A 20,319-nucleotide genomic window follows, 5' to 3' on the forward strand; every position below is an offset into this window, starting at 1 on the left:
TTATTTGAATTTCAATGTTTCTAAAATCTTCTTTAATTCATCCTGAGACGTAAAAGGGATCTTAATCTCTCCTTTGTGGTTCTCATTGCTTTTTACGGAAACCTTAGCTCCGAAAAACGAAGATAATTGAAATTGTAACGACTTTATTTCCTGATTAATTGTCACCGGCTTCTTGTCGCTCAGTGAGCTGCTGCTCATCATCCCGAGCTTTCTTACCTCATCTTCTACCTTGCGGACCGACCAGCCTTCTTCTATGATTTTGTTGAAGATTTTGAGCTGGCTCTGGTCGCTGTTGATTGTAATTATCGCCCTGGCGTGTCCCATGCTGATCTTATTGTCCCGCAATGCAGCCTGGATCACGGGTGGTAATTTCAATAAGCGGATATAGTTGTTGACTGTAGTCCGGTTCTTACCGACCCGGATACCCAACTCTTCCTGTTTAAGATTACATTCCAGTATCAATCGCTGGTAACTGAGTGCAATCTCTATCGAGTTGAGGTTCTCGCGCTGGATGTTTTCGATGAGCGCCATTTCCAGCATTTGCTGGTCATTGGCAGTTCTGACGTAGGCAGGAATGGTATCCAGCCCGATCAGCTTCGAAGCCTGCAGCCTGCGTTCTCCCGAAATCAACTGGTAGGCATCATCGGAGATCTGCCTTACTGTAATGGGTTGGATAATGCCTTGTACGCGGATCGAATCTGCCAGTTCCTGCAATGCTTCCTGGTCAAACTTGGTACGCGGCTGGTAAGGGTTGGCTTCTATCTGGTCGAGGTTGATCTCGTTCATAGAGCCAACTATCTCGGCAGCCGGTAATCTTGAAGTTGTTCTTGAATTATTGACTTTCTCAGAATCCTGCAGAAGAGCACCCAAACCTCTCCCCAGCCCTGTCATCTTTTTGGTCTTGCTGCTGTTCTCCATCGTTTCGCTATTTGATCGTTATTAGTTGACCCCTAGTTTCTTATCCGAGGATAGCAGACCGTTTTTGCTTAATATTTCTCTTGCCAGATTCAGGTAACTTACTGCTCCCTTACTATCTGAATCCTGCGCCATTACCGGGATACCATAACTCGGAGCCTCACTGATCCGCACGTTTCTTGGGATGATCGTATTGAAAACAAGCGACTCGAAGTGGTTGGTAACCTCATTCACAACCTGGTTCGACAAGCGCAAACGTAAATCATACATTGTCAACAAGATACCTTCTATAATAAGCCCCGTATTAAGTCTTGACTGAATGATCGTGATTGTGTTCAGCAGCTTTCCAAGTCCTTCCAACGCAAAGTACTCGCATTGAACGGGAATGATCACTGAATCCGCGGCTGTGAGACTGTTGATCGTGATCAAACCAAGTGAAGGTGAGCAATCGATGATGATGAAATCGTAAGCGTCGCGTACTTCTGCGATCGCATCTTTCATTCGGTTCTCCCGGTTTTTCAGATTGATCATCTCAATCTCAGCTCCAACCAGGTCTATATGTGAAGGCAGTAAATTCAGGTATGGAAAATCGGTTTCCAGAATGATTTCAGAGGCTTTTGCCTGTTCAACCATACATTCATAAATGCTGTTTTCCATTTCCTGCGGGTTAAAACCCAACCCGGAAGTCGAATTAGCCTGTGGGTCAGCATCGATGATCAGAGTCCGGAATTCCAATGCAGCCAAACTGGCGGCCAAATTGATAGCGGTGGTCGTCTTTCCTACTCCTCCCTTTTGATTCGCAATTGCAATTACTTTGCCCATGTATCCTTTTGTGTTACCAATTTCAAATTTCAGTTATTCGGGGCAATTCACCAAAAAATGTTCCACGGAGATTTGCTTAAAACATTTATAAGATTGGCAGTCAGAGCAGTAGAATAGATTATTATTTAGTTAGAATAAAAAATGAAGCATAAATGGGCCTATGTTTCACGCCCAGACCTGCGTTCCCTCTGTACAATTCTTGCACATTTCGATCTCGGAACGGGAGCGGATCAGAGAGGCCCGGAAGTCCTGGTATTTTTTGCCTCGCCAGAGCTGGCGGAAAGTCTGGCGCTTCATATCACCCAGCTTGTATTCGGCATCTTTATCAAAGCAGCAGGGCACCACGGAACCATCCCAGGTAATCACGCACGAATGCCACATTTTCCAGCAGTGATCCACGAATTTGTTTTTAATCGAATAACTTCCGTTCTCCTGTTTCTGGTAGCGGGAATATTTGTCAATGGTCGGGATCAGTTCAGAACCTTCTTCGTAGTCGTATATCTGGGCAGTTTTCAATCCAACCTCGTCAACGCCCATTTCTTCCGCCAGCTTCTTCACCTCCTCAATCTGGTGCTCGTTTGGCTTTACAACAAGGAACTGGAAAATCACGTGCGGCGTGCTCGATTTAAGCTCCTTTTTCCACTTGATGATATTGCGCGTTCCTTCAAGTACCTTCTCCAGGTTACCTCCTACCCTGTATTGCTGATAAACGTCCTGCGTAGTGCCGTCAATGGAAATAATGAGCCGGTCTAGTCCCGATTCAACTGTTTTCCTTGCCTTCTCGTCAGTAAGGTAATGCGCATTGGTGGAAGTGGCTGTGTAAATTCCTTTGTCGTGAGCATATTGAACCAGTTCAAAGAACTTCGGATGCAGGTAAGGTTCGCCCTGAAAGTAGAAAATCAGGTACAAAAGCGTATCAGCAAGCTCGTCAATGGTTTTTTTGTATAGCTGCTCCTCCATCATTCCGGTAGGCCGGGTAAAGGACCGCAGTCCGCTTGGACATTCGGGGCAGCGCAGGTTGCAGGATGTGGTAGGTTCAAAAGAGATAGCGATCGGCATTCCCCAATGCACGGGGTTCCCTGTCATTTTGGAATAGAAATAACTGCTCAATATCTGAATCGCATTCCAGGCGCGTTTGGGCGTTACCTTCGACATTAAATTCAGTCCATCCTTAAAGTTTTTGTTCATTCGTTGGAGAAGCTACTGGCTTTTAGCTTTTGGCTATTAGCTGTTGGCTTTTAGCTTTATAGTTGATAAATATGTCAGTTGAATATGAATAGATCGCTTACTACAATTGCTACCGAATGAGGCCTAATAGCTAATAGCTAACTGCCAATAGCCAGCAGCCAACTTCTATCCTACTGCAATCCCGGTCGTATGCTTTATCTCGGAAATTACGAAATAACTGCTGATGTGTAACACGCTTTTCAATGCAGAAAGTTTTTGCTGGTAGAATTGATTATAAGCTTCCCCATCCTCAACGACTACTTTCAACATATAGTCGAAGTTACCCGATACCACCGAACATTCCAGTACTTCGCTCATCTTCACAATCGCCTGATTGAAATCCTCAAAGCTCTCCTTGCGCTGCTTGTCGAGCGTAACGTTACAGTACACAACCAGACTTTTGCCAAGCTTGCGCCTGTTCAGCAGACACACATATTTATCTATAAACCCCTCTTTTTCAAGCTTTCTGATACGTTCATGAACGGGAGTGACAGACAGGTTGATGCGGCTTGCTATTTCCTTCATGGTAAGCTGCGCATTGTCTTGCAGTAAGGCCAGAATTTTACGGTCCGTAGCGTCAGGTTGCATATAGTTTTTTTTTCTGATTGCCGACTTCCAGCAAAACCGACATAAAGGATTTTTTCTCGTCGATCGCCCTAAAATTAGTTTTCTTTTCTGTCTTACCGCTACTTCATGGTACCTTTTTCCTTAACAGGTTAATTTTGAAGATCTTTCCGCAGATCAAAATAACAAATCACTATTCACATGATAATTGGTGTTCCCAAAGAGATAAAAAACAACGAAAACCGCGTCGCGCTGACTCCAGCCGGCGTCACCGAGTTCCGTAAGCAAGGTCATGAAGTGTACATTCAGGCTGAGGCCGGGAGAGGAAGCGGGTTCAGTGACGAAGAGTACGCCGGCGCCGGCGCAATTATCCTGCATACGATAGAAGAAGTGTATGCAATTGCCGAAATGATCATTAAAGTGAAAGAGCCGATTGAAAGTGAGTACGCGCTCATCAAAGAAGGACAGCTGCTCTTTACCTATTTCCACTTTGCTTCCTCAGAGCCGCTTACCCACGCGATGATAGAAAGAAAGGCAGTATGCCTGGCTTACGAAACTGTTGAGAAAACAGACAGAAGCCTGCCTTTGCTGGTACCAATGAGCGAAGTTGCCGGCAGAATGGCTGTACAGGAAGGTGCCAAGTACCTCGAAAAACCAATGGGCGGATTTGGTATCCTGCTCGGCGGGGTAGCCGGTGTGAAGCCTGCTAATGTGCTTGTGCTGGGCGGAGGTATCGTAGGTACCCAATCTGCAAAAATGGCTGCCGGCCTCGGTGCTAATGTTACGATTGTGGATATCAGCCTGCCGCGCCTGCGCTACCTGGAAGATATTATGCCCGCCAATGTGGATACGGTCATGTCTAACGAATACAATATCCGTGAACTGGTAAAAGGTGCGAACCTGATTATCGGCGGAGTACTGATCCCCGGCGCGAAAGCCCCTTCCCTGATTACTCGTGATATGCTCAAACTGATGAAGCCGGGTACCGTAATGGTTGACGTTGCGATTGATCAGGGCGGCTGTTTCGAAACATCGAAAGCAACTACCCACGAGCACCCGATCTATGACGTTGACGGTGTGGTGCATTATTGTGTAGCAAATATGCCGGGTGCCGTGCCTTATACATCTACGCTTGCTTTGACAAATGCAACTTTGCCTTATGCACTTCAGCTGGCCAATCAGGGTTGGAAAGCAGCTTGCACCAATAATGAAGAGCTCAGAAAAGGGCTCAACGTAGTGAATGGAAAAGTAGTGTTCAAGGGCGTTTCTGAGGCATGGAACCTCCCTTATACAGATGTGAAAGAGCTATTCTGATTTGACAAACCTGCTAAGTAAACCTGACCGAGATCCTTCTGTCAGGTTTTTTGTTTTCTAAAAATATTACAATTACTTTTTACCTGAGGTTGTTTTTTCGATTATAATTCTTACTTTTGCATAAAATTAACGAACATCCGTTCGCTTCTCTGCTTCATACGGTCAGGCATTAATCAAGTAGCACTCGACCTCTAATCGACGGTAATAACGACCGTTCAAATGCAGAGCCCCACGGATGGTTTGTGGTGGGCTGTGCGCAATCCCTTTTTTTAAATTTTCATGTAAGCTCTCGTCATTTCGACAGAGGCCATTTGTCTGAATAAGAAATAACTGTTTTAGTCCAGGTTTATTTTTGTTTTGACAAAACCAGAGTTGCCAATGCAGCAGAGCTGATTTTTCCAACCAGAATAATACTAATAAACAGATAATGACAACTGAAACAATTGAATCTTTTTCAGAGCTTGGTCTCTCTGAGAATATCCTGAAAGCCCTTACAGAAATGGGTTTTGAAAAACCCTCACCTATTCAGGCGCAGGGAATCCCGGCTGTAATGCAAGGTTCTGACGTAATTGGTCAGGCGCAAACCGGTACCGGTAAAACGGCCGCTTTCGGTATTCCCGTACTTGAAAGAATCGACACTTCAAGCAATGCAGTTCAGGCACTGGTTTTGTGCCCTACCCGTGAGTTGGCCGTGCAGGTTTCTGAGGAAATCGGTCGCCTTGCCAAATTCCAGAGAGGTATTAAAATTGAAGCTATCTATGGCGGAGATTCTATCGACAGACAAATTCGTTCCCTGAAAAAAGGCGTACATATCGTAGTAGGTACTCCCGGTCGTGTAATGGACCACATGGAGCGCAAGACTTTGAAATTTGACGAAGTCAGAATGATGGTTTTGGATGAAGCAGACGAAATGCTCGATATGGGCTTCCGTGAAGATATTGAAAGCATTCTTGCTGATATGCCGGAAGATCGTCAGACTATCTTGTTCTCGGCAACCATGTCGAAGCCGATTATGTCGATCACAAAACGCTTTTTAAATGATCCTATCCTTATTAAAGTTGTCCGTAATGAGCTGACTAACCAGAATATCGAGCAGGTTTATTTCGAGGTAAAACCGCAGGCGAAAGTAGAAGTAATGACCCGCCTGATCGATATGCACCACTTGAAATCGCTTCTTGTTTTTTGCAACACGAAACGCAAAGTAGACGAGATCGTGGAAGATCTTCAATTGAGAGGCTATGCTTCCGAAGGTATTCACGGTGACTTGCGCCAACAGCAGAGAAGCAATGTAATGAGCAAATTCAAAGCCGGTGTAACCACTATTTTGGTTGCGACTGACGTAGCAGCACGTGGTATAGATGTGAGCGGACTTGATGGTGTGATCAACTATGACATTCCTCTTGACGAAGAATATTACGTACACCGTATCGGCCGTACCGGTCGTGCCGGAATGTCCGGAAAAGCATTCTCTCTGGTTGCCCGTGACGAGAAATATCGCTTGAAATCCATTGAAGGATATACCAAAGTTAAAATCGAAAAAGGAGTAATTCCTTCTTACGAAGATATTGTTGGTGTTCGTAAAGCCCGCTTCGTAGAAAGCATTTCAGCTTCTATCCAGGAGGGCGACGATCAGGAGCTTTTCGGTGACATCCTGGAAATGCTGAATCACGCAGGCTATACAACCGAGCAGGTTGTAGGTGCAATGGCAAAGCAGATCATGGGTGTTCAGAAAAATGAATACGCTGACGCTAACCTGGCATGGGAAGAAAGACGTGGTGAGCGCGAAGGTGGCCGCCGTGAAGGTGGTGACCGGTTTGAAAGACGCTCGACTGGCAGCCGTTTCGAAAGAGGCGGAGACAGAAGAGAAGGTGATCGCAAGAGCACTGACCGCTACGCACCAAAAGGTGATTTCCGTCGCCCGGAAGGTAGCCGTGACGGGGAACCACGTCGCCAATCTGCACCGGAAGCTGGCATGACACGCTTGTTTTTAAGCCTCGGAAGAAAAGATCATATCATGCCGAAGGACATTGTGGGTGCGATTGCAGGAGAAGCTAACATTCCTGGAAAAACAATCGGCGCGATTGATATTTATGACAAATTTACATTCGTCGACGTACCTGAGCGTGATGCTCGTGCCGTACTTCGCGCAATGGACGGCAACACCATCAAAGGCAAGCCGGTTCAGATCGATATTGCGAAATAATCGGAATCAATAATTGGAAGAAGGGGCTCTCAACAAGCCCCTTTTTTATTTACCTTGGGGCGATGAATGCAAAATCAAATCTGGAAGTTTGGCTGCGCGGCCCGCTGCCTGATCTCACCCCGGCATTGCAACCGGCAGCACACGCTCTATTGCAGGCCGTGGAAGAACTGACCGCTATTGAACAGCAATTCCCGAATTCACTTTTATGGGAAAAACCAGCAGGAGTAGCCTCTGTTGGGTTTCATTTGCAACACCTAACCGGCGTGCTCGACCGGCTTTTCACTTACGCCAGGCAGGAATCGCTTACAGAAAGTCAGCTTGAATACCTCAAAAATGAAGGTATACCACAAGATGCCACTTCTTTCAAATCCCTTTTGAAACAATTTCATGACCAGGTTGACAAGGCGGTTGCTCAACTCCGGCAAACAGACGAAACTACATTATCGGAGATCAGGTATGTGGGCCGTGCTATGATTCCTTCCACACAGCTCGGGTTGTTATTTCATGCAGCCGAGCACTCGCAGCGGCATTTGGGACAATTGCTGGTGACAGCGAAAGTGTCAATGGCGACAGGAGAAATTTAGCAGTCGGCTTCAATTGAGACAGTACCAAGTGCATTAATTATCTCCTTCTTGCCTCACATTTTGTACTTCCTGGCTTTGCTGCTCTTCCTGGGATGATTCTTCGGCTGGCATGGAACTTACAAGCAGCTGTAAATCCGGCTGACCGGCGTTGATCCAGCAGGTATACCAGAGATCGCCTACCATTCGAATCGAAGCTTTCATTCTTCGTTCCACTTGGCCTTGCAGCATGCGATGGTACCTCTCCGAAAATTCCCGCGAATAGCTGCGGGTAAGCACATTGTTTCGTAGTTCGTAGCTGTACTTGCCGTCATTTCTGAACTGCTCAGTCAATTCTTTTTCAAACAAAAAAACTGAATCTACTGATGCATGGGATTCTGCGACGATCTGCCACGCTCTCTCGGCAATGCGATCAACATATGCGACCGGACCATTCCATAAGTCATACTCATCGGCAAATAACTCCGGCAGTCTCGACTCCCAGAATGCGTGAATACCTTCCTGGTTACTCAATTGCCCATTATAGTTTCGAGTTGTATGCAGCGGCACGTGGGCGTCGGCAACATAGTGCCCCAAGTCCGCAGACACACGCAGAATCTTCGCTGCATTATTGCTCTTGAAGGCTTCTGTAAGTTGATATGCCGATAATTGTATCTGCCAGGGAACAATGCCGTGCTTGCGCAAACTATCCTCGCCCAACTTTAAAATTGCCGCCTGCCAGTACCTGGGCAGTTTCACGACCGCACTGTCACCATACATATCCAGGTCGATATAATGCCGCTCGGCTTCTCCCACCACAGCATACCTTCTTTTATCCGGATTGGTGGCGTTTTCAGTGAGAAAATCAATGTTTCTTTTGTAAAATACTTGCATTGGAACCGGCAAGCGAAACACGGCCAGACGGTTGATTCTCTTATGTGCCCAAAAGCCCCACACAGGTTTGTGCGCCGGAAATGGTCTGGGAAATGCACTTAGCTGACTGGAAATCAGCACAAGCAGCAGGAAAACAGCAAAAATTTTTAATAGTTTTTCCAAGAAGCTAGAAAATGCGTCCATATAAAATTTGGATGGCTAAAAAAAAGGTTATCACACCTGTTTAGACGCATTTTGCATTTTCTGGTCACTTCAATAGAGTTTTGCAAACCTGTCTCAGCTACTTACTAAGCTTCTATAACAAAAAAGCGGCTGAATAGGCGGGTACGAGCATGCACTTCGAAAAAAATGGCATGCTACCAGGTGCAGAAGAAAATTTTGAAAAGCTGAAAAGACCGATATAAATCATTTCCAGTACCGACATTATTCCAAATAAGTTATATTTAATATGTAAATAATGCAATTACCCAATATTGTCTTACTTTTGTAGCAATAAGAATCAATCATGGTATACTTGACTTTGCTATAAATGAAAACTCGAAATAAAACATTAGGTTACCTTGTTCCCGTCTTTGCGCTTTGTGTATTTATGCTAATCATTTACGGGGCTTATGTTCCGCACAGACCAGCGGAAACTCAAAAAGTAGTTTGCATCAAGTTCAAAGAAGGTGTTACTGCTCAGGATATTGAAAAGCATTTGAGAGACTTTGCGTCTATGAAGAGCTCTGTGAAGGATCTGGTAGCCTACTCAGCTGGCCGGGTTCAGAAAGCAGAAGGAAGTACGAATGAATTTGATGTAATCCATTATCTGACTTTCCGTACCGATGAGGGAGCGCAGCAGTATGCTTCCAATGCCGACCGCAAAGCGTTCATTCAGACGAACGAGGCGCATTGGGATAAGGTTTTAGAAATGAATTCAGATATTGTAAAATAATAACAATAGTAATAGGAGTGAAAATTGGAAAAAGAGTCGGGCATCCCGACTCTTTTTTTTTACCATTCAATTGGTTCGAGCCCCTGGGATTCCAAATAGGCATTTGCTTGACTAAAGTGCCGGGTACCAAACCAGCCTCCGCTGTTAGCCGACATAGGTGACGGATGTTTCGCTTTCAGGATCAGATTTTCGTTCCCATTGATTATTACGCCTTTATCCTGCGCATATCTGCCCCAAAGCATAAACACAACGTGCTTCTTTTCATCCGAAATGGATTTAATCACCGCATCCGTAAAGCGCTCCCACCCTTTATTCTGATGTGAACCCGCCAGGCCGCTTTGGACAGTCAGGGTTGCGTTGAGCAGCAAAACACCTTGCTTAGCCCATCTTTCCAGGTTGCCGCTTTTCGGGATCGGCTTTCCCAGATCATCATGGATCTCTTTGAAGATGTTAACCAGTGAAGGCGGTACCCTCACTCCATCATTAACGGAAAAGCAAAGTCCGTGCGCCTGGCCCTGTCCGTGATAAGGATCTTGTCCGAGGATTACGACCCTGCATGCATCAAAGGGGCAATAATTAAATGCATTGAATATTTGTTTCGCAGGCGGAAAGACCTGTTTGGTTTTGTATTCCTCCTTAACAAATGCGGTCAGAGTTTCAAAATAAGGCTTCTCAAACTCTCCCTGCAGCTTCTCTTTCCACGAAGGCTCTATCTTTACATCCATATTTTAGTCTTTAGTTTCGACGCCCAAATTATATGTTTTTGATTTGCTTTTATCAGTATTTGATTGCTATTTTCGTTTAAATGGAAGTACCGCAAATTACCAACACCCTCAATTCATATGGTTTCTAAAGTGACAGATGGTGTGAAAGTCACCGTTTTGACAGAATATCAGCCGGACTACTCCAATCCTGGTCAGGAACACTACGTTTTTACCTATAAGATCCTGATCGAAAACCACAGCGAGCATACTGTGAAGCTGCTGCGCAGGCACTGGCTGATTTACGATGCAAATGGAACCGTACGCGAAGTAGAAGGTGCGGGGATCGTGGGCTTGCAGCCTATTTTGGAGCCAGGCGATGTACATGATTATGTATCGGGTTGCAATCTGAAAACTGATTTAGGAAAAATGGCTGGAACTTACCTGATGGAGCGCGTACTCGACGGCCGTCAGTTTCGGGTTATCATTCCTGCATTCTCTTTAGTCGCCCCTTACCGCCTGAACTAAGCAGCCAGGCCTTGTAGCCTCCTCTTTATCCTATATTAAACCTTACGCTATTGATTGCCGCTTATTTTAAGTATCTCTTCCGCGCAGGAAACGCACACGCCATTCACTCGCCATTTGTCTTTGATCTTTATAATAGACTAATTAACGTCAAGGACAGCAACGAAGATTATACACAGATTCAAAAGCTGAGGAAAGAGCTTCTCTCATCTACGGAAATCATTGAGATACTTGATCTTGGGGCAGGTTCAAGGGTTAATAAATCCAACAAACGCAAGGTTAAAACCATCGCGAGAAACGCAGAGAAGCCTGAAAAATTTGGGAGGCTGTTTTATAGGCTGATCAAAAACTTTCAGCCGCAAAGCATTTTGGAGCTGGGTACTTCGCTGGGACTTACCACACTTTATCTTTCTAAAGCAAATCCCGATGCCGCTATTACCAGCTTTGAAGGCTGTCCCCAAACAGCCGCAAAAGCGCGCTCTAACTTCGAAAGAATGGGCGTGAGAAATGTTGAGGTTGTACTAGGTAACATCGATCAAACATTACCGGAAAAACTCCGTCAACTTAATCAGAAGATTGATTTCGTACACGTAGATGCTAACCACCGCTACGAGCCTACTGTCCGTTATTTCGAAGACTGTCTATCCTACGTACATGAGAATTCTCTTTTCATATTCGACGATATCTACTGGTCAGCAGAAATGACTGCGGCCTGGAAGTATATCAAAGCCCACCCGGATGTAACGGTAACGATTGACCTTTTCTGGATTGGCCTCGTCTTCTTTCGAAAAGGGCAAGCCAAGGAGGATTTTGTGCTGCGTTTTTAATGATATACCGTTAGAAAAATAGAACTTTCCGGTAAATAAATTAAATCTCCGCGCACAGCCCTACGCATTCGAATCTTGCTAATTTGAGGCATACTTCGCCGCCTTATCAATGACAACACAAGAGCTTCTGAATGCTTTAACCGGAAAAGGCATTATCTCCACAAAACAAGCGGATGCAATAAGCGTCTTCGAGTCTGCCAAAGCGTTTTCCATTCACTGGGAGCTTCGCACGATCCTCTACCTGGGAATTCTGCTATTCAGCTCCGGGATAGGAATCCTGATTTACGAGAACATCGACACAATCGGTCATCAGGTGATCATAACCCTGATCGCCGTTTCAACTTCGGCTTGTTTCTGGTACACATACAAGAACCGCCTGCCTTTCAGTCGGTACGAAGTTGATAATCCTAATAAGTTTGTCAGCTACACCCTGCTGATCGGCTGCATGCTTTTCCTTGCCTTGGAAGGATACCTCCAATTTCAATACGCTTTTTTTGGAACCAAATACGACGCAGCAATCCTGATACCCACTATTCTTTTCTTCCTGTGCGCTTACAGATTCGACCACACAGGTGTACTCTCAATGGGGATCACGGGCCTTGCTTCCTGGCTCGGGCTGACCATCGCACCACTTTCGGTTCTAACAAAAAATGATTTTACAGACAGTAAACTGGTCTGGTCGGCTATTGCTCTAGGAATTTTACTTGTATCTTTTGCTTGGCTATCTCACGTGAAAAGATGGAAAGCACATTTTGCAAATGCATATCTGCTGCTCGGCGGAAACCTGGCCTTTATAGCAACGCTAGTAGGTGCGTTCACATTGGAGCCGCTCTTTGTGTTCTTCCTGCTGGGCATTGCGCTCGCTGTTTTCTTCATATTATCAGCCCGCCGCGTGCAATCGTTGCTATTCCTTTTGATGGGTGTCGTATACGGATATATTCACGTCACTTACCTGATCGGAAAGCTGTTGGGTGAAGATCTGGTGTTTGCTCTGGCGACAATTTATTTTACCATATCCAGCATAGGTGTAGTCTTGTTCCTGCTCAATTATAAAAAGTTTTTAGGGATAAAAAGATGATCAAAGCCTACAACAATCTTTGGATTCAAAACAAACATATCCGGCAGGTCGCGCAGGAATGGTTTCGCAAGAGCCTGCTCACCGCGGATCAGCTTGAAACGATCAATGCCAACTTCTCCGGTCAATTCTACCGGCCCGGTATCTTCGTAACTATCGGACTTTTCTGCTTCGGACTGATTTCATGCTCCTTTTTTGGCGGCTTCGTATCCATTTTCTTCATTGGTACCGGCTCCGACGAAACACTTTCGCTGCTAAGTCTGTTTTGTGCCGCTTGCTTCATTTTGGCACTGGAAGTGTTGATTAAAGAGAAGAAGTTGTTCCATTCAGGAGTAGACAATGCATTGTTGTATTCGGCGATAGCATGTGCGGTAACGCCGGTTTTTTTGCTTTTTGAAGATGCGCCCCTGGGTGTGTACTGCATTGTCACGCTATTGTTTCTTGTTCCGTCTATTTTGAGATACGCCGATCTGCTTGTGACTGCGGTCGCATTCTTTGTATTGCTGCTCTTGATAGGCTCCACATTTATCGAGCTCCCGTTGGGAAAGGCGCTTTTGCCTTTTGCTCTCATGATTGTTTCAGCTGCGATTTATACTTACGTAAGAAAGAACGACGATATCTATTACCTGAGATGCCTGAAAATCGTGGAAGCGCTTTCGCTGGCTGTATTTTACCTGTGTGGAAATTACTTCGTCGTACGCGAAGGGAATGCAATGCTCAACGATTTGCCGGCTTCGGTAGAAATTAGTTTCTCTTACCTCTTTTATTTACTAACCGCAGCAATCCCGGTCGCTTACATTTATTTCGGACTTAAAAAGCACGATCGCATACTGTTTGTCACAGGCTTATTGACATTTGCTGCATCCGTCTTGACGTACCGCCTGTACTTTTTCAAACTGCCGCCTTCTCAGGAACTTACGATCGCCGGCATTCTGCTGATTGTACTTGCTGCCGCATTGATCCGTTACCTGAAAACACCTCGCCACGGTATCTCAGACGAGCCCGAAAAGCGTAGAAGGTTTGTTAATCTGGAAGCTATTCTGGTCTCCGAAAGTATAGGCGAGCTGCCCGCGGAGACCGGAATAAAGTTTGGTGGAGGAAATTTTGGCGGGGGCGGAGCCGGAGAGGCATATTAATTTAGGTAAAAATTCAGAACTTTACCAAGGTTAAAACTTACGCCTGTTAACTTCTGATGAAAAACTATCTTTCCTTATTCCTGGTCTGCATTCTAAGTACCTGTTCTTTTTCACAATCGGCAAAAAAGTCGGCGGGCAACCCCGTTTTCAAAGGCTGGTACGCAGATCCTGAGGGAATTATCTTTGACAAAACCTTCTGGATCTACCCTACTTTTTCCGCGCCTTACGAAAAGCAAGTCCACTTTGACGCATTCTCATCCAAAGATCTTGTAACCTGGAAAAAGCACGAGAACATCCTCGATACGTCGGCAGTTAAATGGGCGAAACGGGCGATGTGGGCGCCTTCCATCATTGAAAAAGATAAAAAATACTATTTCTTTTTCGGAGCCAACGATATCCAGAGTGACAATGAAGTAGGCGGAATCGGGGTGGCAGTAGCCGATAAGCCGGAGGGTCCGTACAAAGATTACCTTGGCAAACCCCTCATCGATAAATTCCACAATAAAGCACAACCCATCGACCAGTTCGTTTTCAAAGATAAAGACGGTCAGTACTACCTATTCTACGGCGGCTGGCGCCATTGTAACGTAGCCAAGCTGAAACCTGATTTCACCGGGTTCATTCCCTTTGAAGACGGCAGTACATTCCGCGAAATAACTCCAAAAGGTTATGTTGAAGGCCCGTTTATGTTCATCCGCAACGGAAAATACTATTTCATGTGGTCGGAAGGTGGCTGGACAGGACCAAATTACTCGGTAGCTTACGCAATAGCTGACTCTCCTTTCGGGCCATTCGAGCGTGTTGACAAGATTCTGCAGCAGGATCCCAAAGTAGCTACCGGTGCCGGCCACCACTCGGTTATCCAGGTTCCCGGCCAAGATGAATGGTATATAGTCTATCATAGAAGACCGTTGAGCGAGACAGATGGAAATCACAGGGAGACCTGCATTGATGTGATGACCTTCGATGAGAAAGGTTTGATTAATCCTGTTAAAATTACCTTTGAAGGTGTAAAGCCTGTTAAAATCAAATAATTCGTTTCAATGAATTGTAACCGCAGCACTGCTCCCGGACCAAATTGGTCCGGAGTTTTTCTTGCAGTCATGTTCCTGCTGGGTAGTGCAGGAACCGGCAAGGCACAACGGTTTTTCTCCGTGGTATTCGAAAAATTGCCGCAGGATTTTCAGTTATATCCCCGTGACCAGAACAGTGAAGCTGCAATTCCAATCTCCGGGATTGTGGAAGCAGCCGGCTGGGACTATGTTTCTGTACAGATTACCAGGAACAATGCACCTTTCAAATACCTGAAAGCGAACCTGCAATATGCCGGAGGCAGCAACATTGGTAAGTTTTCAACCGAAACGAAGATCAAAGCAGAACATGCCGGATACAATTTTGCGGTTTACGTATGCAAAGGAGCGGACTCTGTGCTGGTGGTCAACAGAAAAGATGTGGTGAGCGGCGATGTGTACATTGTTTCGGGACAATCCAACTCGACCGGGTTCTTCACTGAGCCGGATACGAACCGTTTTTGCCGGACCTTTGGAAGAATTACTGACAATCTCAATACGGTGACCTACAATCCCGCCGATACACTCTGGTCGTATTCCAACATGAACCTTTACCAGAACGGTGTGGGAACAATGGGATTCGAGATCCAGAAACAAGTAATGCAAAAGTCGGGTATCCCGAACTGCCTGATCAATGCAGGATTTCACTGGTCGGCTGTAGGTGATCATGCAAAAAGAAATGAGAACAATCCCGCAGACCTGAATACTGGATATGGGAGAATGCTTTACCGGCTGCAAAAAGGCGGACTGATCAATGCAGCCAAATCATATATTTTCCGACAAGGTGAAACAGAGACTTACCACGAAGCTTTCAACTGGCCGGGTAACTTCGATCAACTGCATAAAAACCTCAAACTGGATCTTCCAAATCTTCAAAAAATCTACAGCTTCCAGATCGATATCATTTACTTCCCGTCCCCGACAGGTGCCGAAATCCGCGATTACCAGCGAAGGCTTCCTGACATCTACGGTGATATCACGACTGTAGCTACCGTTGGGACAGCAGAATTCGACGGATTGCATTACGGGCGGTCGGGTAATCAGCAAAGTGGATTTGAGCTTTCGAGGATTATTCTTAAAGATTTTTACAACTCCTCAGATACTTCCAATATACTTTCTCCTTCGCTCAAAAAGGTCTTTTATAAAACCCCGGAGAAGAAACAGCTTGTACTGGTGTTTGACGAAGGCCAGGAGCTGGTTTACCCCACTACCTACCGTACTCCCTCAGGTGTAAACCTCGAAATGAAAGATTTTTTCTACCTCGACTGGGGCTCAGGAATGGTCACCTCGGGGAAAGCCGAAGCCAATAAAATACTGCTTGAACTAAGCGGTCCGCAGGGAGCCAAAAGCATTAATTATTTGCCAATGTACCTGCCGGAGGGCGGACCGTATTACCCATTTACCGGACCTTATATCAAGAACAGCAAAGGAATGCGCGCGCTCACTTTCTACAATGTACCCATTGGAACCGCATTGGCCAAGCCTGTCCTGACAGCTGAAAAGCAGGGCGACACGGATGTGAAGCTCAGCTGGCTGGCCGTACCAGAAGCGAGCAGGTATATATTGGAGCGGCAGCTGGAAAGTACATCTGCATTCACCCGCATCGCAGTACTGGACTCGGTTACAACACAGTTTGTTGATCAGCCAAACCATGCAGATAAGATCAGGTATAGGCTCAGGGCAGAAAACAAACTGGCAGAATCTGACGAATATGGGTTTGCCGAGATTGAAATGCCTGTTATACTCGGCGTAGAAAAGGATCGTGGCGACGCGTTTTCAGTTTACCCGAACCCGACGCGGAGGAATGATCGCCTGGTAGTGAAGTTCAACAAATCCGTTACGGGAGAAATCAGCTTTTTGGACGTGAATGGGCGCGCATTGTCGGCACAGGCGGTTAAGAATGCGACAGAAACAGTGGTGACTGTGCCAGCCTCGGTACAGGGCATTCACTTGATCAGGCTGAAAGCAGGGGAAAAGGAATGGACAAAGAAAGTGTGGGTACAATAATTCGACATATAGATACCATCGTGAATTAACTAAACATGCATTCTCTTCAAATAGGGCTTGAAATTGCCGGGGTACTGATCGTACTCTTTTCATTAATCCCGCTGGTCAGAAACGATTTCTGGGCATTCAGAGTGTTCGAATATCCCAGACTTCAAAAGCTTTTTATTAACGTATTGATCCTGATCATTTACCTGGCATTGTTCCGGGTTTCATCTCCTTTTCAGATCGGATTTGTTGTGGTGCTGGTGCTGAATACGGCTTATCTGGTCTATCAGGTTTTCCCCTTTACCTTTCTATCTAAACGCACGCTGCTCAAAGCGGACAGGAATGATCCCGATAATACGGTGAGCATTATTTCTTCCAATGTGTACCAGCACAACAAGAATATTGCGGGTTGTCTGAAAGTTTTGAAAAAGTATAATCCGGATATTATCCTGCTGCTTGAAACAGACGAATTCTGGCGTAAAGGCACCGAAGAGCTTAAACAAAGCTATCCATACCAGCAGCTCGTCCCGCTTGACAATACTTATGGAATGCTGCTGTATTCACGCCTGAAACTAATGGATACTGAAGTGCGGCACCTGGTAGATGAAGAAATTCCGTCGATCAAAACATGTGTGGAACTTCCTTCCGGAAAAAACTTCCAGCTGCATTGCGTGCATCCTACCCCGCCTGTACCGGGCGAAAACGTGTATTCTACCGAGCGCGACAAAGAGTTGCTGCTCGTTGCCAAGGAAGTAAAAGAATGCCCGATTCCCACAATCGTGGTAGGTGACCTGAACGACGTCGCATGGTCTTATACAACGCAACTTTTCAAGAAAATCAGCGGAACACTCGATCCTCGTGAAGGCCGCGGCTTTTTCAATACTTTTCACGCAAGGTACCCATTTTTAAGATTCCCCCTGGACCACGTTTTTTGTACTACGCACTTCAAACTGATCCACTTGAAGAGACTCGAAAACTTTTCATCCGACCACTTCCCTATCCTGATCTCACTCCAGTATGAAGCCGCCGCAGAAATGCAGCAGGAAGAGCCGGAACCAGACAAGGAAGATCTTGAACTAGCCGAAGAAAAGATCAGCAAAGAGACGGAGTAATGATTTGGAATGATTTTTGCTAAACAAGATCAGATTCCAATAACTAACGTACTCTGTCCTTCCCGATCTTTATCTTGACTGTTATGCATTTCAGCACATACGAGGAAAATACCAGACTTGAACTGTTGAAGTGGCAGCACAAAATGCAGAAGCGGCCGAATTTTGTTGACCGGACTTCGAAAGCTGTTCAGGATAAAATTAATAACATCATTCCCGACAAAGTCCATCAGGCGATCACTGCAACAATAAAGCAGATGATCCGCGCTGTGCTCACCGGTGCAGAATTCACAACCGGTATCCCCCAGCAGCGTAACAGTCTGGAAGAAATTGACATTGAAGCAAAGAGACGCATTGAATTCTATAAGAAGGCCAGTGCGGCTGAGGGAGGTATCACAGGCGCCGGCGGCTTCCTGCTTGCACTCGCAGATTTCCCCATTCTCATCGGGATCAAACTGAAAATGCTTTTTGAGATTGCCGCGCTCTATGGCCGGCCGGTTAACGACTATAAAGAGCGGCTCTTCATCCTGCACGTTTTCCAGCTTGCTTTTTCAAGCCAGAAGCAAAGACAGCATGTATTCAGTCAAATGCAAGACTGGCAGGTAAAAAGTCAGCACTTACCAGACGATATCCACCAGTTTGACTGGAAGACCTTTCAGCAGGAATACCGCGATTATATAGACCTGGCTAAAATGGCGCAGATGATCCCGGGGATCGGAGCGGCTGTCGGCGTGATCGTGAATTACCGCTTGCTGAATAAGCTTGGAACAACAGCTATGAATGCATATAGAATGAGGTGGTTTGAAGAAAGATCGCTTCCTGGGACGAAACAAGTTCTCCCATTGAGCATCTGAAAGGAAGCAATGAAAAACAAAAATCACTTTGCCAAAAACTGAATGAGCACAAAGAAAAGGGAACACGTTTATACAAAAGGATTAGACTCAGCCTTCCTGGCGGTTTATAATGGCTACGTATTCTTTATCAGATTTTTCCGCGAAGTCTTCAAGGGCCGGATGGAATTTCAGGAGATCGTCAAGCAATGCTACGCGATTGGAAATAAATCGCTGCTGCTGATCGGACTTACGGGCTTTATTACCGGAATGGTATTTACAAAACAGTCGCGCCCCTCGCTTGCAGAATTTGGCGCGGTATCGTGGCTGCCTTCACTTGTGGCAATCGCGATTGTACGCGCATTGGCTGCACTGGTGACTGCATTGATCAGCGCGGGTAAGATCGGTTCGAGTATCGGTGCAGAGCTGGGCTCTATGCGGGTTACGGAACAGATCGACGCCATGGAAGTTTCGGCTGTCAATCCATTCAAATTTCTGGTAGTAACAAGGGTACTCGCTTCGACGATCGCCATTCCAATTTTGATGTTTTATTGTACGCTGGTCAGCTTGCTTGGCGCATTCCTGAATGTGACACTCAACGAAGGAACGAGTTTTATCGCATTTTTCGAAAGTGCATTTGAGCAGATCACCTTCCTGGACATTTTCACCTCGCTGGCGAAAGCAATTGCTTACGGCTTTACGATCGGAATTGTGGGGTGCTACCAGGGTTACAATGCAAGCAAAGGAACCGAAGGCGTTGGAAAAGCGGCCAACTCAGCGGTGGTAATTTCGATGTTCCTCATTTTTATTGAGGAAGTGATCATTGTTCAGGTATCTAATTATTTCAGGATATAAAATGGAAGAAGTAACTCAGCCAGAAGCACCGGTAATTGACATCGAAGACCTTCACAAGTCGTTCGGAAGTCTGCACGTGCTTCGCGGAGTAGATTTAAAGGTCGAGAAAGGCGAGAATGTAGTAGTACTGGGCCGCTCTGGTACCGGTAAGTCGGTCTTGATCAAGATCATAGCCGGACTACTTAAACAAGATCGGGGCAAGTGCATGGTGTTGGGAAGGGAAGTATCTCAGCTCAATGAAAAAGAACTGAGGGATTTAAGGATGAAAATCGGTTTCTCTTTTCAGAACAGTGCACTGTACGATAGTATGACCGTACGAGAAAACCTGGAATTCCCACTTGTAAGAAACGTAGCCAACCTGACACGCGCCGAGATCAACGAGCAGGTTGAATATGTACTGGATGCAGTCGGACTTCTGCAGACCATTAATCAGGTACCATCGGAACTATCCGGAGGCCAGCGGAAAAGGATCGGTATCGCTCGGACATTGATCCTTAAACCCGAGATCATGCTTTATGACGAGCCTACTGCCGGATTGGACCCGATCACGTGTCTGGAAATTAACGAGCTGATCAACGATGTAAAAGAGAGGTACCATACTAGTTCGATTATCATCACACACGACCTTACCTGTGCCCGCGCCACGGGAGATAAAATCGCAATGCTTCTTGACGGGAAATTCCTGAAACAAGGCACATTCGAGGAGGTATTTAGTTCAGAAGAAGAGAGAATCAAGAGTTTTTACGACTATAATTTTATTCAGTAA

General features: G+C 45.8%; 20 protein-coding genes. 14 read left to right on the forward strand and 6 right to left on the reverse strand.

Annotation, left to right across the window (positions count from 1 at the left end):
• From Q369_RS0108115 to Q369_RS0108130, 4 genes are all read right to left on the reverse strand, one after another.
• Positions 1-918, reverse strand: coding sequence for a ParB/RepB/Spo0J family partition protein (locus Q369_RS0108115; RefSeq protein WP_031527306.1), 918 nt, complete (start codon positions 916-918; stop codon positions 1-3).
• A gap of 21 nt (positions 919-939) precedes the next feature.
• Complete coding sequence (locus Q369_RS0108120) at positions 940-1,737, reverse strand: ParA family protein (protein ID WP_031527307.1); 798 nt, start codon at positions 1,735-1,737, stop codon at positions 940-942.
• 165 nt (positions 1,738-1,902) lie between these two features.
• Entirely contained in the window at positions 1,903-2,925 is a 1,023-nt protein-coding gene (locus Q369_RS0108125) for a radical SAM/SPASM domain-containing protein (protein ID WP_031527308.1), read from the reverse strand.
• Positions 2,926-3,090: 165 nt separating this feature from the next.
• Positions 3,091-3,552 carry an Lrp/AsnC family transcriptional regulator gene (locus Q369_RS0108130; RefSeq protein ID WP_031527309.1) on the reverse strand — a complete coding sequence of 154 codons (462 nt, stop codon included), beginning with the start codon at positions 3,550-3,552 and terminating at the stop codon, positions 3,091-3,093.
• Positions 3,553-3,729: 177 nt separating this feature from the next.
• Here Q369_RS0108130 and ald point away from each other — a divergent pair, with 177 nt between their 5' ends.
• From ald to Q369_RS0108145, 3 genes are all read left to right on the forward strand, one after another.
• Positions 3,730-4,842, forward strand: coding sequence for an alanine dehydrogenase (gene ald / locus Q369_RS0108135; protein WP_031527310.1), 1,113 nt, complete (start codon positions 3,730-3,732; stop codon positions 4,840-4,842).
• 427 nt (positions 4,843-5,269) lie between these two features.
• Positions 5,270-7,045, forward strand: a complete 1,776-nt coding sequence (locus Q369_RS0108140) for a DEAD/DEAH box helicase (protein ID WP_031527311.1) — start codon at positions 5,270-5,272, stop codon at positions 7,043-7,045.
• A gap of 62 nt (positions 7,046-7,107) precedes the next feature.
• Entirely contained in the window at positions 7,108-7,629 is a 522-nt protein-coding gene (locus Q369_RS0108145; RefSeq protein WP_031527312.1) for a DinB family protein, read from the forward strand.
• 33 nt (positions 7,630-7,662) lie between these two features.
• Here Q369_RS0108145 and Q369_RS0108150 read toward each other — a convergent pair whose 3' ends face one another.
• Positions 7,663-8,682 (reverse strand): zinc dependent phospholipase C family protein, encoded by a 1,020-nt coding sequence (locus Q369_RS0108150; RefSeq protein WP_035333135.1) that lies wholly within the window; start codon positions 8,680-8,682, stop codon positions 7,663-7,665.
• A 346-nt stretch (positions 8,683-9,028) separates the two neighbouring features.
• Here Q369_RS0108150 and Q369_RS0108160 point away from each other — a divergent pair, with 346 nt between their 5' ends.
• Positions 9,029-9,433, forward strand: a complete 405-nt coding sequence (locus Q369_RS0108160) for a Dabb family protein (RefSeq protein WP_031527314.1) — start codon at positions 9,029-9,031, stop codon at positions 9,431-9,433.
• Positions 9,434-9,492: 59 nt separating this feature from the next.
• Here Q369_RS0108160 and ung read toward each other — a convergent pair whose 3' ends face one another.
• Entirely contained in the window at positions 9,493-10,158 is a 666-nt protein-coding gene (ung, locus tag Q369_RS0108165) for a uracil-DNA glycosylase (RefSeq protein WP_031527315.1), read from the reverse strand.
• Positions 10,159-10,275: 117 nt separating this feature from the next.
• Between ung and apaG the strand changes: the two genes are divergently transcribed.
• The 10 genes from apaG (at position 10,276) to Q369_RS0108215 (ending at position 20,319) form a co-directional block, all read left to right on the forward strand.
• On the forward strand, positions 10,276-10,662 hold the full coding sequence (apaG, locus tag Q369_RS0108170; protein ID WP_031527316.1) for a Co2+/Mg2+ efflux facilitator ApaG/CorD: 387 nt from the start codon (positions 10,276-10,278) through the stop codon (positions 10,660-10,662).
• A 50-nt stretch (positions 10,663-10,712) separates the two neighbouring features.
• On the forward strand, positions 10,713-11,486 hold the full coding sequence (locus Q369_RS0108175) for an O-methyltransferase (RefSeq protein WP_031527317.1): 774 nt from the start codon (positions 10,713-10,715) through the stop codon (positions 11,484-11,486).
• 109 nt (positions 11,487-11,595) lie between these two features.
• Positions 11,596-12,564 carry a DUF2157 domain-containing protein gene (locus tag Q369_RS0108180; RefSeq protein ID WP_031527318.1) on the forward strand — a complete coding sequence of 323 codons (969 nt, stop codon included), beginning with the start codon at positions 11,596-11,598 and terminating at the stop codon, positions 12,562-12,564.
• A complete protein-coding gene (locus Q369_RS0108185) occupies positions 12,561-13,697 on the forward strand; it encodes a hypothetical protein (RefSeq protein WP_031527319.1) in 1,137 nt (378 codons plus the stop codon). Before Q369_RS0108180 ends, Q369_RS0108185 begins: the two co-directional genes overlap by 4 nt.
• A gap of 56 nt (positions 13,698-13,753) precedes the next feature.
• Entirely contained in the window at positions 13,754-14,731 is a 978-nt protein-coding gene (locus Q369_RS0108190; protein ID WP_031527320.1) for a glycoside hydrolase family 43 protein, read from the forward strand.
• Between the two features lie 9 nt (positions 14,732-14,740).
• Positions 14,741-16,774, forward strand: a complete 2,034-nt coding sequence (locus Q369_RS0108195; RefSeq protein ID WP_084165676.1) for a T9SS type A sorting domain-containing protein — start codon at positions 14,741-14,743, stop codon at positions 16,772-16,774.
• A 35-nt stretch (positions 16,775-16,809) separates the two neighbouring features.
• The gene (locus tag Q369_RS0108200) at positions 16,810-17,871 is read left to right on the forward strand and encodes an endonuclease/exonuclease/phosphatase family protein (RefSeq protein ID WP_031527322.1); all 1,062 of its coding nucleotides are present in this window, start codon (positions 16,810-16,812) and stop codon (positions 17,869-17,871) included.
• Between the two features lie 83 nt (positions 17,872-17,954).
• Entirely contained in the window at positions 17,955-18,722 is a 768-nt protein-coding gene (locus Q369_RS0108205) for an EcsC family protein (protein WP_031527323.1), read from the forward strand.
• Between the two features lie 42 nt (positions 18,723-18,764).
• A complete protein-coding gene (locus Q369_RS0108210) occupies positions 18,765-19,553 on the forward strand; it encodes an MlaE family ABC transporter permease (protein WP_031527324.1) in 789 nt (262 codons plus the stop codon).
• 1 nt (position 19,554) lies between these two features.
• Positions 19,555-20,319, forward strand: a complete 765-nt coding sequence (locus Q369_RS0108215) for an ABC transporter ATP-binding protein (RefSeq protein WP_031527325.1) — start codon at positions 19,555-19,557, stop codon at positions 20,317-20,319.

This window comes from Dyadobacter crusticola DSM 16708, from assembly GCF_000701505.1.
GTDB classification, from domain to species: Bacteria; Bacteroidota; Bacteroidia; order Cytophagales; family Spirosomataceae; genus Dyadobacter; species Dyadobacter crusticola.